The sequence below is a fragment of the Aphanothece hegewaldii CCALA 016 genome, from assembly GCF_003007785.1.
GTDB lineage: Bacteria > Cyanobacteriota > Cyanobacteriia > Cyanobacteriales > Microcystaceae > Chroococcus > Chroococcus hegewaldii.
The window spans coordinates 20,127-35,119 of record NZ_PXOH01000027.1 but is presented as its reverse complement, the minus strand read 5'-3'; the positions used below and the strand labels follow the sequence as shown (position 1 = coordinate 35,119).

The 14,993-nt window shown below is 35.5% G+C and carries 12 protein-coding genes; 6 read left to right on the top strand and 6 right to left on the bottom strand.

Annotated elements, in window-relative coordinates; genetic code table 11:
• Positions 1-24: 24 nt before the first annotated feature.
• Positions 25-1,446, top strand: coding sequence for a serine/threonine-protein kinase (locus C7H19_RS19155; RefSeq protein WP_106458534.1), 1,422 nt, complete (start codon positions 25-27; stop codon positions 1,444-1,446).
• Between the two features lie 7 nt (positions 1,447-1,453).
• Here C7H19_RS19155 and hisH read toward each other — a convergent pair whose 3' ends face one another.
• On the bottom strand, positions 1,454-2,089 hold the full coding sequence (gene hisH, locus C7H19_RS19150) for an imidazole glycerol phosphate synthase subunit HisH (protein WP_106458533.1): 636 nt from the start codon (positions 2,087-2,089) through the stop codon (positions 1,454-1,456).
• Between the two features lie 76 nt (positions 2,090-2,165).
• Here hisH and C7H19_RS19145 point away from each other — a divergent pair, with 76 nt between their 5' ends.
• A complete protein-coding gene (locus C7H19_RS19145) occupies positions 2,166-2,678 on the top strand; it encodes a pyroglutamyl-peptidase I family protein (protein ID WP_106458532.1) in 513 nt (170 codons plus the stop codon).
• A gap of 201 nt (positions 2,679-2,879) precedes the next feature.
• Positions 2,880-4,460, top strand: a complete 1,581-nt coding sequence (locus C7H19_RS19140) for a CPBP family intramembrane glutamic endopeptidase (RefSeq protein WP_106458531.1) — start codon at positions 2,880-2,882, stop codon at positions 4,458-4,460.
• Positions 4,461-4,474: 14 nt separating this feature from the next.
• Here C7H19_RS19140 and C7H19_RS19135 read toward each other — a convergent pair whose 3' ends face one another.
• A complete protein-coding gene (locus C7H19_RS19135; protein WP_106458530.1) occupies positions 4,475-6,784 on the bottom strand; it encodes an NACHT domain-containing protein in 2,310 nt (769 codons plus the stop codon).
• A gap of 461 nt (positions 6,785-7,245) precedes the next feature.
• On the opposite strand from C7H19_RS19135, the gene C7H19_RS19130 reads away from it, so the two are divergent.
• Together C7H19_RS19130 and C7H19_RS19125 are read left to right on the top strand one after the other, a co-directional pair.
• The gene (locus tag C7H19_RS19130) at positions 7,246-9,999 is read left to right on the top strand and encodes a hybrid sensor histidine kinase/response regulator (RefSeq protein ID WP_106458529.1); all 2,754 of its coding nucleotides are present in this window, start codon (positions 7,246-7,248) and stop codon (positions 9,997-9,999) included.
• An 18-nt stretch (positions 10,000-10,017) separates the two neighbouring features.
• Entirely contained in the window at positions 10,018-10,908 is an 891-nt protein-coding gene (locus C7H19_RS19125) for a response regulator (protein WP_106458528.1), read from the top strand.
• Here C7H19_RS19125 and C7H19_RS19120 read toward each other — a convergent pair.
• Positions 10,899-11,153, bottom strand: coding sequence for a hypothetical protein (locus tag C7H19_RS19120; protein ID WP_106458527.1), 255 nt, complete (start codon positions 11,151-11,153; stop codon positions 10,899-10,901). The genes C7H19_RS19125 and C7H19_RS19120 overlap by 10 nt on opposite strands.
• A gap of 84 nt (positions 11,154-11,237) precedes the next feature.
• Complete coding sequence (locus C7H19_RS19115; RefSeq protein ID WP_106458526.1) at positions 11,238-12,236, bottom strand: glycosyltransferase family 2 protein; 999 nt, start codon at positions 12,234-12,236, stop codon at positions 11,238-11,240.
• Between the two features lie 58 nt (positions 12,237-12,294).
• Here C7H19_RS19115 and C7H19_RS19110 point away from each other — a divergent pair, with 58 nt between their 5' ends.
• The gene (locus tag C7H19_RS19110) at positions 12,295-13,287 is read left to right on the top strand and encodes a glycosyltransferase family 2 protein (RefSeq protein ID WP_106458525.1); all 993 of its coding nucleotides are present in this window, start codon (positions 12,295-12,297) and stop codon (positions 13,285-13,287) included.
• On the opposite strand, the gene C7H19_RS19105 is transcribed toward C7H19_RS19110, so the two are convergent.
• Both C7H19_RS19105 and C7H19_RS19100 read right to left on the bottom strand, forming a co-directional pair.
• Positions 13,276-13,746: a DUF29 domain-containing protein gene (locus tag C7H19_RS19105; RefSeq protein WP_106458524.1), complete on the bottom strand. Its 471-nt coding sequence runs from the start codon at positions 13,744-13,746 to the stop codon at positions 13,276-13,278. The two genes, C7H19_RS19110 and C7H19_RS19105, sit on opposite strands and share 12 nt — an antisense overlap.
• A 153-nt stretch (positions 13,747-13,899) precedes the next feature.
• The gene (locus tag C7H19_RS19100) at positions 13,900-14,898 is read right to left on the bottom strand and encodes a phosphoribulokinase (RefSeq protein ID WP_106458523.1); all 999 of its coding nucleotides are present in this window, start codon (positions 14,896-14,898) and stop codon (positions 13,900-13,902) included.
• Between the last annotated feature and the right edge of the window lie 95 nt (positions 14,899-14,993).

The window sequence follows — 14,993 nt, the reverse complement described above, 5'->3', positions numbered from 1 at the left end:
TGTTATATAATATTGGATAATTTTATGAGTGTATTTCCTGACTTTTCTCCCTATAATTACCAAATTAAAAAAATCTTAGGCAAAAATCGCGCAGGAGGTAGAGTAACGTACTTAGCTACTCATCGTCTGACTCATCAAGATGTTGTTATTAAACACTACCAGTTTACTGAACCCGAAGCAAGTTGGAGTAACTATCGAACTTATCAAAATGAAATTAAAGTTTTACGCTCTTTTTACTGTGAAAACATTCCTCGTTATTTAGATTTTTTTGAAGTTGAACAGGGTTTTTGTTTAGTCCAAGAATATAAAAATGCACCATCTTTAGCAGAAACACGCCCTCTAACACCTCAAGAAATCAAAAAAGTTGCTATTGCTCTTTTAGAGGTGTTAGTTTACTTACAAAAGCAGATTCCTTTTGTTATTCACGGCGATATTAAACCAGAAAATATTTTAATAGATTTATCGGAACCATTAAAAGTCTATTTAATCGATTTTGGTTTTGCTCGTATGGGAAGTAAAGATATGAGTAATAGCAGTGTGATTAAAGGAACATTAGGCTTTATTCCACCAGAAGAAATGTTTAATCGAGATAGAACAAAAGCCTCTGATTTATACAGTTTAGGTGTTACACTCATTGTATTATTAACACAAATATCATCGAAAAATATTAAAAATCTTGTTAATGAAAAAAACTATCAACTTGAGTATAAACATTTGCTCCCGTCACTTCATCCAGATTTTATTAACTGGTTAGATAAAATGACTGCACCCAGTGTTAAAGATCGCTTTCCCCACGCTTTAGCTGCTTTAAAAGCATTAGAAAATATTCCAGTTACAGGAAATCTGACTTTAAGCGATCGCTTTTACCGAGGTGAATTCTATTCTAAAAAACTCGCGACAATCAGTTTAGGCAGTTTAGCACTTATCGGATTAATTGGATTTTTGGGGCTAAAATATTGGCAAGGTCGCCCTCTACAACAATTATTAAATCAGAAAACTTGTTCTAATTGTGAGTTAACTTATATAAACTTGCCTAATACTGATCTTAATGGCGTTAATCTCGTACAAGCTAACCTTTATGGAGCTTATTTACGAGATTCTAATTTAAAATCAGCAAATCTTCGAGGCGTTAATTTAGAAAATGCGGATCTTAGTGGAGTTAACTTAGCAGGAGCTAACTTAGAATCAGCCAATTTAAAAGGAATAAAGCTAATAGGTGCTAATTTGACTGAAGCTAATTTAGAAGATGCTCATTTAGAAGACGCTAATTTAGAAGGGGCTAATTTAGCAAAAAGCAATCTTAAGTTTGCCAATTTAATTAACACCATACTAAAAGATACTAATTTAGAGCAAGCAAATTTAACCTCGGCTAATTTTGGGGGAACGAGTCTAGAAGGTGCTATTTTAAATGGTACAACAATGCCAGACGGGAGCAAAAAACCTTGATTATTTCCTAAACTGCTACTTTTTCCCGAATTTGACTGACAAAATTATGTAGAATTTTTAAACCGCTATCGGCTGATTTTTCAGGGTGAAATTGTACAGCAACAATGTTATCCTTTGCGATCGCTGCTGTCACCGTTTGTGAGCCATGTGTCACCATCGCTGCATTCACACTCGGATCAAGAGGAGCGACATAGTAAGAATGAACGAAATAGACATAAGGATTGATGGGTAACGCTTGCCACAGCGATAATTCTGGCTGTCTCATCTCAAGTTGATTCCATCCCATATGAGGAATTGTGACACCGGGTTCGGAGCGAAAACGGCGCACTGTTCCTGGTATAATACCTAAACCTGGTTCTGTGCCTTCTTCCGAATCATCAAAGAGAATTTGTAAACCCAGACAAATACCTAAAAAAGGTTTACCACTTGCGATCGCCTCTTTGAGCGGTTTTTCCAAATGACGCGATCGAATTTGTTGTACAGCCGGATCAAATGAACCAACGCCGGGTAAAATAACAGCATCTGATGAAGCTATTTCTTTAGCAGAGTCGGTTATCTTGGGAGTGCCGCCCGCTTGTTGAATGCCTTTACAAGCAGAGTGCAGATTCCCCATATCATAATCAATAACAGCAATAATCGACATTGAAAGCAGTTAATCTAATAAAAACTTACTCTTATTTTACGAATTTTAGCGACGTTAAAATCAATTTATCTTTTTTATGAGTCGAAAAATTCTTTTAACCTCTTTTGATACTTGGTTGTCTCATCAATCGTCTAACGCTTCCGATGATCTATTAATACAATTGCACAAAAATGCTTTATTTTCGGAAAATTTGCTATTTTTACGACAATTACCCGTAGAAATACCTAGAGCCAGCGAAAGAGTCATCAAAGCGATCGACTCTCTCAAACCTGATTTAATTATTTGTTGTGGCATGGCAGAAAGTCGCTATCATCTTGCGCTAGAATCGAATGCAAGAGGAAATCAACAAAGACGATTTACTTCAATTAATCTCAATCAATTAATCAATCAACTTTCTTATACAAGTATTAGTCATGATGCGGGGCAATTTGTTTGTGAAGGGTTGTATTACCACGTTTTGAGCTATTTACAAAACACCTCATCTCAACGTCAGGCTTTATTTATTCATGTTCCCATTATTACGGTTACTAACATTCCTAAAATTAGGCAAGATGTGCAACAAATTTTAAAGTTAAATGAGCAGAAATAATTTAATCGAAGATAAATTTTAATTGAATTAAGCTATAGATGTAATGTAGGGGTTTGGTTGCCAAACACTCTAGATTTTTTTTCAATCAATCAATTTTAAAATGATAAAAAACTTAATATAAATTCGTGTAAAAAACAGCTAACTTTCTTTTTACCAAAAAGCTTAGTATGATAAAAAGAAGACAATTATCTTAATTTATACATGACGATTAAAAAACTAATTATTGTTCTAGTGACTATTATTTCGCTATTTCCCGTTATTTTAGCTTTAGTCAGTAGTGTCAATCAACCTCAAGTACAATCTAATCTGCAACTGTATCAAACTAATCTAATTCTACAAGCCTCTGAGTTATCAGATTCTAACGATTCTGAGGCTGTAGATTTAGCCCCAGTGAAAATAGCCTTACTAGGTACTAATCCTTACTTAACGGCCAAAAATCAATATCAAGAAGTCAAAAAACTAACTCAAGAAAATCTTGATACTCTTTCAACAAAACTGACAAAAATCCCAGAAAGTAATCTTAATATAGATAACAATAACGTACTCACTAAATCTAGATTAAACTCAGCCAAAAATTTTGATCAAAAAGAAATCAAAAAACAAATTACTCAAGACGAAAGATTTCTACATAAAATTGATTTATCTCTAGGAATCATTGAAGCAAAACAGAATAATATTGAGCAATCCTTACAGCTTTGGAATGGAATTATCAAATCATCTGATGAGCAATCTATTAAAACAGCAACCGTTTTAACAGGATTATGGAATCAACCACCTGAAGCTATAACTAATACAGAACAAATCCTTAATAGTCAGTTAAAAGGGTGGTTTCGCAACGAAGCTTTAAAACAATATTATCAAGTTACTGAACAAAAGCAAGCATTAATATCTTTACAAAAACAAGAAAATGAAATAGCAACTCAAGCCATTACTAAATTAACTTTAGTGGGTGGAATCCCACTCATTAGCGGTTTATTAGGTGTGGGAATTTTAGTGTTACTCATTATTCAGTTATTTCTCAAAGGAAAATCAGCAATATTAGCAAATAACAATGAATTAGCTTGGGAAACTCCTTGGAATGGTGAAGTCATTTGGCTTGTTTTAATTGTCGGATTTTTCTTTATCGGACAAATTATTTTACCTCTATTTTTTGGAATTATAGGAAGTATTTTTAAGCTTAGTGTTGCTACTTTAACTTTACGTTATAAAGCAATTTATGTTTTAGTTAGTTATCTAACAATGGCTATTACTGGTTTACTGGTTATGTATTTTTCCATTAAACCTTTTTTTCCATTACCCAAAGATTGGTTTAAATTTAACTGGTTAAGTAATTGGATATTATGGGGAATTGGTGGATATTTTGTCGCCTTTCCTCTCGTAGTTATTGTGTCACTAATTAATCAACAAATTTGGCAAGGAAAAGGAGGAAGTAACCCATTATTATTATTAGCTTTAGAATCGCAAGATAAAATTGCTTTGAGTATCTTTTTTATCACAGCATCTTTAGCCGCTCCTTTGTTTGAAGAAATCATATTTAGAGGATTTCTTTTACCCTCATTAACGCGTTATTTTTCCGTTTGGGGTGCGATTATTGTTAGTAGTTTAATCTTTGCTTTGGCGCATCTCAATTTATCGGAAGTTTTACCTTTGGCAACATTAGGGATAGTACTCGGATTTGTTTACACACGTTCTAAAAATTTGTTATCGTCCATGCTTTTACACAGTCTTTGGAATAGTGGAACATTAATCAGTTTATTTATTCTGGGCAGTGGGAATCAATAAAATTACTCTGTTGTTTAGGGCGGCAATAATAACCCATCTTCAATAGTCTCCCGAACCTGTTTTGTAATCTGACAATCACTTTGAAGACACTCTACTAAAAATTGATTCATCCGATAATATTGTTGCCAGAGTTCTTGTTGAGTTGTAGATAAATTTAAGTCATATCCAATTTGACGATGTTGAATTAGCAATTGGCGAAACTTTTCTACCCATTCTCGCCCCTGATTTTTCCACCAAATTTGAAGATGCTCTTGAGATATTTCAAGTTCGGGCAGTTCTTTTTTTAAATGATGTAAAGCTTGTTGAAAAGTTGATTCTAAAGTAAATTTAGTTTCTATATCTAAAGAAAAATAAAAACTCAATATTTTTTTTATATTTAATTCTGAGCTTTTTAGAAGATTTAAACTAGCCGTTAAAGCACGAGCTAAAGCTAGATCTAAATTAAGGGGATCTGGCAAATTATTTAAACTAGCAAAATTTACATCTAATGAAACAGCTAAATTAAAGTCTCTATTTTGTAGTAAGGTGAAATAAAAAGCCCGTCCAGCAGAATCTCGATAAGGTAAATTTATTAAATTGACTTTTTCCTTTATACTCATTAAAAATGATTTTAACATTTGATCTTGTTCAACAAAAATATCAATTTCTTGTCGAATTTGCTCCACTAATAAATCAGCATTTGGTAACATACTAACTGTAAGTAAAATGACTTCTCGCCAACGATAATCTTGAGTTTTTTGAGCTAATTTAATTAATTCTTGTTGTAATGTTTGAAGATTAGGGCTTGCGACAATTTTTCGAGCAGTAAGGTATTCTTGAAAAGTCAAATGAGAAAAAGAATAGATATCTTTTGCTCTTTCGACTAATAGCCCATGTTGAATTTCAATTGCTTTTAAAACAGCTTCACTATTTAACCATAATGTTTCGGGATCTGTGTTAACATTAGGTAAAGTTTTTAAATAATCTTCAATCAGATATAAAATATCGCTACTTTCAAAAAAATAGTTATTTTCTTCAAAGGTAGTAGCGGCAATTTGACATAAAAGCTTAATTTTTTCAGTTAAAGAAAGACGACGATAAATTTGATCCCTTTGAATGCCTCTCGCTTGATCCCATCGCTGTAAAAGAATATCCAAACCTGCTTGATAAAGTTTCGCTCGTTTGGTTGGAAAACTGGCTTTTTCTTTAAACACCGAGCAAATTAAATTCAGTAAAATAGGAGTTACTCCCAAATCACGAATTGGTTGATTACTGGGTTTCTCTAATTGCTCCAAAAACTGTTTAGCTTTTTCGCTGGCTTCAGCATTATTAGTAGTAGCTAAAAACCATCTTTGAGCAAATTCTTTAATTTGTTGCTCATTAAAATCAGAAATTTCTACATAACTAAACCCAAGAAAATGATATTTTTGAGTTCCACTTCTGCAAGTCAGATAAATCGTATTTTTGTAATAGCTTTTAACAAACTGATTAATTTCTTTAAAAATTAACTCGCCTTCGGCATCAGCCACTTCATCAAAACCATCAATAAGTAATAAAAATTTTCCTTCTTCAACCAAAATCATTACTTGTTCTTGGGACAGTGTGTAACGTTTACCAAGCTGAATCAGTTGTCCGACTAAATTCCATTCTTTGCCTTCAGATAACTCTAAACTTAAAGTTCTTAGCTGAATAAAAATGGGAATTAGTTCTGGCTTATATTTTCCTTGAATACATTGTAGAGCAAGATATTGTAAAAAAGTGGTTTTACCAGCACCAGGCTTTCCTAAAATCATCAGCTTGTCTTGTTGCTTAACCACATCTAGACTAGGAATAGCTTCTTGAATGTTCGAGGCTAAATTAGGACGTGAAAAGGACGATTGAATATCTTGTAAATCGGAAACTTCTAGCCATCTTTGATTACTCGGTTGCGGCAGAATATTAATTAAAACATAAATTTGCTCCAAAAGGGGTTGAGTTTGATCAAAAGCTGATTGCAAAATATTACATTGGGTTTGAATTTGCTCTTTTAATTGAAATCGCCAAAAACTGACCCAATTTTCCAAACCAGCATTTATATTTAGAGTTTCTTGCGTTGTTAAGAGTAAATCTAAACCCTGTGCTTCAGGCAAATCCGCCATCTCTTCCCAATTAAGATCTAGTTTAAAACAAATTTCTTTGTACAAATAACGCTCAATCGGCCGACCCGTAAAAAATTTCCAAATGGATTGACGACTTGATAATCCTACTTCAGCAGCTAAATACTCTTGAGTCCATCCCTTCCTGTCAAATGCTTCTTTTGTCTTGATAATGCCTAATGGTGAAGATTTGAGTGAGCGTTTGGCCATTCGTTTGACTTACCTAACATCTTGATTGAGTCAAGTTTAACTCTGATTCTTTGCTTTTAATATAAAGTATTTTGGATTTGTGATCCAAAACACAGATTCTATGTAACTGAAATCATCGATTTTAATTACGTTATGGGTCAAGCTAGATATTAAGCTAATTTCTGACTGACCATAAATTAACAATTCTTATTAATTGAGGAATTGACAAAATAATAGGGAAATATAAATGATTAAGCTTAAAAATATAGTAAAATTGTTTAGGTCTAGTTTTTCTAAAAATATTTTTAGACAATTTTTCCCTAATCATGATGATCATATCCTTGAAATTGATAACTCGTTTATGCAAAGCCAAAAAATTTAATACTAAATATCATAAGGCAAAAAGCAGCATTTCTTTGTCAAGTTAGCTTCAACAAAATAGTTCCAAGGAGGCGAATCCTCGACAATTAAGGATAACAGGCATGAAAAACCATCACACAACTAGACTAAAACAATTGAGTAATAACTTGGTATTTCGTTATTTGGGACTTACCAGTATTTTATTAGTAGGAAGTCAAGTTATCCTCGGAACCATCCAAGCGGGTTGGGACTATACCCAAAGAATTACTAACTTAGAACAACGAGTCGAAGAAGTCGCTAACTTTCTAAGTGCGATTCCTCAAGAATCAAATTTAAAATTTAAAGATACAGCTTTTACTCGGCTTTTACGACAAACCAGTGTTGACGCTAATCTAGTCTATAGCGTTGTTATCGACAATCAAGGTGAGGTCTTAAGTAGTTTTCTTAATCCTAGCTATTTTAGTATTACTTTTCAAGAGCAAGATTATCAAGAATTAAATATTATCGAAATTGTCAACTCTTTAAAGATAAAAAAACAAATCCGCGAATTTCGTAGACCGATAATTAATACTCAAGGCTATATCGGTGAAATTCGTCTTGGTTATTCTGTTGATCCGAGAAAACGAGAAATTTATCAGGAAATGGGATTAATTCTCTTAAAAGCCCTGTTAATTAGTACAAGTATAGGAGTTGTGTTATTCATTATTTTTTATTATGAAATTTACGCACCTTTGCAAAATTTAGCTCAATGGACTTACGAAAATACTAAAGATGATCTTGAATCTCCAATAAAAAAAGATGAAGCTCATCTTATTAATCAATTAGAAACTAATATCAAAAGCCTTTTAGCTCAATTTTTTCATTTAAAGAAACAACTGGCTCAATCAACTAATTCATCAATCTCAAACGACTCCCAAATAGACGCAGAAAACCTAGCCAGAAGCCGATTTTTAGCCATGATTGGGCATGAATTACGAACCCCTCTTAATGCAGTCACTGGCATGACTGGCTTACTGATTGATACTAAATTAAATAGTCAACAACGAGAATTTGTATCAATCATTCGTAGCAGTAGTGAAAATTTGTTAACGATGATTAATAATATTCTCGACTTTGCCAAAATTGAAGCCAATAAACTAGAACTAGAAAAACAACCTTTTGAAATTGGCTTGTGTATCGAAGAAGCTTTACGCTTATTTGTACCTCAAGCCACCGAAAAAAAACTAGAATTAGCCTATCTCATTGAACCGCAAACCCCTACGGCAATCTTCGGCGATGTTACTCGCTTACGACAAATTCTCGTCAATTTATTAAGTAATGCCGTCAAGTTTACCGAAAGTGGGGAAGTCGTGGTATATGTAAACGCCACCGCCAAGCATGATGAGGAAAATTTAGATCTTGACTCTCAGTTATATGAAATTCGCTTTGCTGTCAAAGATAGTGGAATTGGCATACCCGCCAATCGCATGGATCGTTTGTTCCAATCTTTCAGCCAAGTTGACGCATCGACTACACGTAAATTTGGTGGCACAGGTTTAGGGTTAGCCATTAGCAAAAATCTCACCGAAATGATGGGGGGTAAAATGTGGGTTCATAGTGTTGAGGGAAAAGGATCAACTTTTTACTGTACTATTCTTGCCGAAGCCGCCCCCAGTTTTTCTCCCGCTAATTCTCATACTGCCGAAGAACTATTAGGAGGTAAACGTCTACTAATTATCGATGATAACGTCACTAATCAGAAAATTTTGACCTTACAAGCTCAATCTTGGGGAATGTTTACCTGTGCTGTAGAATCGGGCTATCGCGCTTTGGACTGGCTAGAACGTGGTGTACGTTTCGATGTCGCTATTCTAGATATGAATATGCCCGGAATGGATGGATTGACCTTAGCACAAAAAATTCGTCAAAATCCAAATTATCAAGATCTTCCCCTCGTGATGCTCAGTTCATTAGGTAAACCTGAACACTCTAAGCAAGTTGAAAAATTGAAATTTGCTGCTATTTTAACAAAGCCCATTCAACAAGCCCAACTTTATGAAATTTTAGTGCGAATTCTCACAGAAAGACCCATTAAAATTACCCAATCTATTATTAATCACGATCTGAGCAACCTAGCCGAAAGCAATCCTCTACGCATATTAGTCGCTGAAGATGTTACGGTTAATCAAGAGGTTATCCGGTTACAATTGGAGAAATTAGGCTATTTATCGGCTGATTTTGTGAGTAATGGCTTGGAAGTTCTACAAGCATTACGTCGGCAAACCTATGATGTGATCCTTATGGATGTAAGAATGCCCGAAATGGATGGGTTAACGACAACCTATCGATTACAACAAGAATACCCCCCCTCTCAACGCCCCAAAATTATTGCTATGACAGCAGATGCTATGCAAGGCGATCGAGAAAAATGCTTAGAAGTCGGAATGGATGATTATTTAGCTAAACCGGTTCGATTAGACGATTTACGCCGCACTTTACAACAAATTACACCGCTTATCGCTCCAAAACCGATTTTAGATCCAAAAGTTCTCGACGCTTTACAAGCAATGGCAGGTAAACGCGCTCCTAAAATGTTAATGGAGTTGATCGAGCATTATTTAGAAGATTCGGCTTTACGTTTAGAGGCGATCGCAAATTCGATTCACAAAAATGATTCGGTCACTCTTTGGCAAGCGGCTCATGCTTTGCGCTCCTCTAGTCTACAGTTAGGAGCTACCTCATTCGCTGTTCTATGTCAGGAAATTGAAACAATTGCTCGTTCAGGATCTCTAGTCGGAGTTAGCGAAAAATTTTTAGTGTTGGAAACTGAGTATAATCAAGTCAACAAAGCTCTTAAGCAGCAAATGGCAAGCCTTGTCACCACCATTAAGGCATAGTTGCTATAAAACAAATTCATGAAAACCACTCAATCTACCCCTTTAATTTTAATTGTTGATGACGATCGAGCCACCCGAACACTACTCAAAATAGCAATGGAAGAAGAGGGATATCGGGTAATAGAAGCCAAAGATGGTCAACAAGGTCTGATCGAATATCAGCGCTATCATCCTGATATGATCTTATTAGATGCGGTAATGCCCGAAATGGATGGATTTACTTGCTGCTCTAAACTATGTCAAAATGACGACGGCTATCTTCCCCCCGTTTTAATGATTACTGCCCTCGATGATCAGGATTCCATCGATCAAGCTTTTGAGGCTGGCGCGATCGATTATGTCACTAAACCCATTCACTGGGCTGTCTTAGCGCAACGGGTTAAACGTCTTTTAGCCACTAATCAAACTCTACAACAACTTGAAACTCTACAACAAAGAGTACATCAACAACAGCAATGGTTACAACTTTTTGGACAAATCACTAATTCTGTTCAGCCTTCTGATTTATCCTTGACAAATTTATTAAAATATGCTAATGAGACAATTAAGTTTGATCGCATCATTGTCGATTCATATTCGACGGCAGATCGTATAGAATCAACACTCGAAAACATTCTAACAACGGCAACACTATCGAGAGAGCAGATTACACTCGAATTATATAAGCAAAATCAAGATAAAATTGTGGCGATCGCAGATTTAATAGAAAGTGATCTGCCAGAAAAAGTATACGCCCCTCTCGTTCAACTACATACTCGCGCCGTTCTTATAATACCCATGAAGCGACAAGATACTTTATGGGGATTACTCTATATTCATCAATGTCATCCTCATCAATGGCAAGACTGGGAAATCGAGCAATTTAAGATATTCGGCGATTTACTGATGAATATCATCGCTTATTCTTGAATATCAGGTTTTTCGGCTTCTATTGCCTGAAGCGTTTCAATTAAAGTCGCCGTTTGGGAAGACAATACAGATTGACTCGACTTTTGAGAAAGTAAAGACACAATTCCTTTATCATAATTAGAAGCAATGGCTAAAAATGCTCCAGCTATGACATAAATCGGTAATGGTAAAATAAATCCTTTTGCCCATTCATAAAATTGAACTAAAGCAAACAAAATCAAACAAGTTACCAGCCAAACTCTCATAAAACCCTTTTTTTACCTCAAAATATAATTAGATATATAGCACTTTTATCATTGATCGGGTTTTGTTACCTTTCCTTAAAACAATTAAACCCGATATTCAATTAAAGTAGACTTTTTCGCTCCTAAACGGCTTAAATAAAATTGAAATTGACCATAGACTTGAGGAAACTTACTTAAAACACAAAATAAAGCATAGAAAAAAGCATCTTGATTATTCACACTTTCTTGTCGCTTTCGGCGATAAATTCGATAAATCAATAAAAAATAAACCCCAAATAAAATTAAACCCCAACCCTGAGTAAAACAAGCTAAAATCACCACAAATAAAGGAAAAAATAAACCCCAAAACCCGATACTTAAGTTTTCTCTAACCCAATGATATTCAGGTGGTTTCCCGTGTAACCATGCCCCTTGAGCATAAGCATGACCCGATCGAATACTCCGTTTCCACCACTGACGAAAATGTAACATCTGAGCATCATGATAAGCCATTTCCTCCTTAATGCGCCAGATCGTCCATCCAGAGTAACGTAAACGTACACAAAGTTCTGGTTCTTCACCGGCAATTAATTCAGGGTTAAACCCGCCTACTTGTTGCAACGCCGCAACACGCATCATCACAATACCGCCACAGGTTTTCATTTCACCAACGGGAGTATTCCACTCCATATCACACAGTCGATTATATAAAGAATATTCGGGAAAACGTTCTCGCAATCTTCCACAAACAATAGCAGCTAAGGGACGGTTATTAAGTTCTTGTTGTGCCGCTTCCAGCCATCCAGAGATCATTTCACAATCTCCATCAACAAATTGAACATATTCAACGTTAGGATTGATCTGTAGAAGATGCTCAAAACCCGCATTTCTAGCACGGGCAGCCGTAAAAGGAATTGAGAGATCGAGTTCAACAACACAAGCCGATAAAGATTTAGCCATTTCGACACTACCATCTGTTGAGCCAGAATCGACATAAATAATATTAGTAGCCTGATCCAACACCGATAAAAGACAGCGCCGTAGTCGTTCACCTTCATTTCGTCCGATGACAACGATCCCAATTTTAGGGGTTTTTTGCTCCATGATTTATGCTCAAAACTTTTACTATTAATATTGTTCTGTTTTCTTTGCTTTACTCTTTATGTTGCCCCAAAAGTCTCTTGATCTGACATCTTCATTATTAATTGTTATCGTCAACTATCGTACTCCTCAACTGACGATCGACTGCTTAAAGTCATTGTACCCAGAAGTTCAGGCAATACCTAGAACACAAGTGATCGTCGTTGATAATAACAGTGGCGATCGCTCAGTTGAACAAATTCAAGAGACAATCAATATACAAGGTTGGAACAATTGGGTATCGATACTCGCCTCAAACCATAATGGCGGTTTTGCCTTTGGTAATAATTTGGCAATTCGTCCCATTTTAAATTCTGCTTCACTTCCTGCTTATTTTCTGTTACTCAATCCAGATACGATCGTTCTTTCTGGTGCTTTAACAAGTTTAGTTACTTTTATGAATGAGCATCCAAAAGTCGGTATTGCAGGAAGTCGCTTAGAATCGAATGATGGGACAATTCAGCCTTCCGCCTTCCGTTTTCATAGTATAGCAAGCGAATTTGATCGAGGTTTACAGCTTGGTATTGTCACCAAATTATTATCTAAATGGGTTGTAGCAAGGGCTATTCCGACGACGCAGTGTCAAACAGATTGGGTATCGGGAGCAAGTTTAATCATTCGCCCTGAAGTATTTGAATCGGTGGGTCTGATGGATGAAGACTATTTTATGTATTATGAAGAGGTCGATTTTTGTCTACAAGCTAAAAAAATGGGGTGGAGTTGTTGGTATGTTCCCGAAAGTCGAGTGATTCATCTTGTCGGACAAAGTTCAGGAGTTGATCAACCAAATAGTACACCGAAACGTTTACCGCAATATTGGTTTGATTCTAGACGACGTTATTTTATTAAAAATCATGGTTGGTGGTATGCTGCTTTAGCAGATTTTTTGTGGCTATTCGGTTTTATCAGTTGGAAAATTCGTAGTGTATTACAAAGAAAACCCGATCTTCATCCACCCTATTTACTCAAAGATTTTTGGCAAAATAGCGTATTTGTGACTCGTTTAATCAATTAAATCACTGGGTTCGCCTGGATAGTAACGAATATCAAGAATTTCGGCTAAATTATAGAGACATTCTAAGGGAAATGTTTTTAGAGATAGGTTTGTTTCTCCCATTGCTAAATCTTTAGCATTTTCGTAGGCTTCTTTTACTGCTTCATCTAAATACGGTTTAAGACTAGGATTATCTTGAATTAATCGTGCTATATCCCGACGCTGGATACGAATCGTTGCTAACCAACTTCGACTACGATACTGTGGTTGATATTCCCATTTCAACAAATGAGCCAGTAATATACTAAGTCTATTTCGTAGTTCTTGACGTTGTTGCTTCCCCAAAGCTTCAATTTCCTCAATAAGATTTGTTAAATCTAGTTGACTCCATTGCTGGCTCTCCAGTAATGAAACTTGCTTTTGTGTCCAAGCATAAAAATCTTTTTCGTAGAGATTTGATTCTGTTTGCGGTATGTACATCAAGAGCCTCGAACCTAAGTTATATTTATTCTATTCGATAAAAAAAGAGAAGGGTTTGGCAACTAAACTGCACCGCGATTCGGATTTGAAATTCCGCGAAACGACGTGCAGTGCATTCCGCACCCTTACAAATCGGTGAATTATAACTAAAAACTAAACATTAGCTGTTTCTTTAATCGGTGCGATCAATTTTTCGTAGGTTTCTCTCATTTTCAGACCAACTAAAACTTGGAATAATCCAGTACCATTATTAGAACCAGGATAATCTTTATGTTTGAGGAGTAATTCCGTCATTTCTCCATAGTATTTAGTACCAATCTTGCTCAGATGACTTTCGATGTAGATCATTTCTTCGAGATTATCGAATTGACCATCAATTTCAAGCATTGAAACTTCATTACCAAGGAAATTATCTGGCCCGTAATATAATTTAATTCCTGGATAAGCACAAGTCAACTTACGTCCACAAGGCCGCCAATCAATAGTAGAACCTTCATCAAACAGATAAGCGGGTTCAAAGTTTTCTACCCCTTCTTTTTGGACTAAACGCACTCGCAGAATTTTGCTTTCATTATCATCAATCAGTTTGGTAGGTAAGACTTGAATAACAACGTCAGCGTATTGTCTTTGGGGGTCAATATAAGCCGTAAAATCAGGTTTTCTAGAATTAATTGCAGCGAGTACATCATCATAAGTATGACCCCGTTCTGCCATATCTCGTTGTATTTTCCAGTTAATTTTTACTTCTTCGGAAATATCGAGATAAACACTAAAATCTAATAAAGAACGAACTCGCTCATCATAGAGAGGATGTAACCCTTCAATTACGATAACCTTATTAGGCTCGATTTTTTCGGGTGGATCAATCATCCCAGTTTCATGATTATAAATCGGTTTCATAATCGATTGACCTTCTTTAAGAGCTTTGATTTGCTCCGCCATTAGATCAAAGTTATTAGCTCTAGGATCGAGCGCCGTAATTTTTTGTTCTTTTCTTTGATAACGATCGAGACTATGATAGTCATCTAGACAGATAACCGTCATAAACTCAGATCCAAATAAATCTGTTAATCGACGTAAAAAAGTTGATTTACCGCAACCGGAATCACCGGCGACACCAATAAGAACCACGCGATCTTGCTGAGTGGTCATAGCTTCCCTCTAATGCCAAACTGATTGTTAACCCATAAGATTTAAGCGCACCGAATCCCAAGCCTAAAAAATAAGTGACCCATTCTCATTAAAGC

Bases quoted from the DNA above. Each gene is read 5' to 3' on its own strand.
- C7H19_RS19140 (WP_106458531.1), top strand. From the start codon at position 2,880: ATGACGATTAAAAAACTAATTATTGTTCTAGTGACTATTATTTCGCTA.
- C7H19_RS19155 (WP_106458534.1), top strand. From the start codon at position 25: ATGAGTGTATTTCCTGACTTTTCTCCCTATAATTACCAAATTAAAAAA.
- C7H19_RS19130 (WP_106458529.1), top strand. From the start codon at position 7,246: ATGAAAAACCATCACACAACTAGACTAAAACAATTGAGTAATAACTTG.
- C7H19_RS19145 (WP_106458532.1), top strand. From the start codon at position 2,166: ATGAGTCGAAAAATTCTTTTAACCTCTTTTGATACTTGGTTGTCTCAT.
- C7H19_RS19135 (WP_106458530.1), bottom strand. From the start codon at position 6,784: ATGGCCAAACGCTCACTCAAATCTTCACCATTAGGCATTATCAAGACA.
- C7H19_RS19105 (WP_106458524.1), bottom strand. From the start codon at position 13,746: ATGTACATACCGCAAACAGAATCAAATCTCTACGAAAAAGATTTTTAT.
- C7H19_RS19110 (WP_106458525.1), top strand. From the start codon at position 12,295: ATGTTGCCCCAAAAGTCTCTTGATCTGACATCTTCATTATTAATTGTT.
- C7H19_RS19120 (WP_106458527.1), bottom strand. From the start codon at position 11,153: ATGAGAGTTTGGCTGGTAACTTGTTTGATTTTGTTTGCTTTAGTTCAA.
- C7H19_RS19100 (WP_106458523.1), bottom strand. From the start codon at position 14,898: ATGACCACTCAGCAAGATCGCGTGGTTCTTATTGGTGTCGCCGGTGAT.
- C7H19_RS19115 (WP_106458526.1), bottom strand. From the start codon at position 12,236: ATGGAGCAAAAAACCCCTAAAATTGGGATCGTTGTCATCGGACGAAAT.
- hisH (WP_106458533.1), bottom strand. From the start codon at position 2,089: ATGTCGATTATTGCTGTTATTGATTATGATATGGGGAATCTGCACTCT.
- C7H19_RS19125 (WP_106458528.1), top strand. From the start codon at position 10,018: ATGAAAACCACTCAATCTACCCCTTTAATTTTAATTGTTGATGACGAT.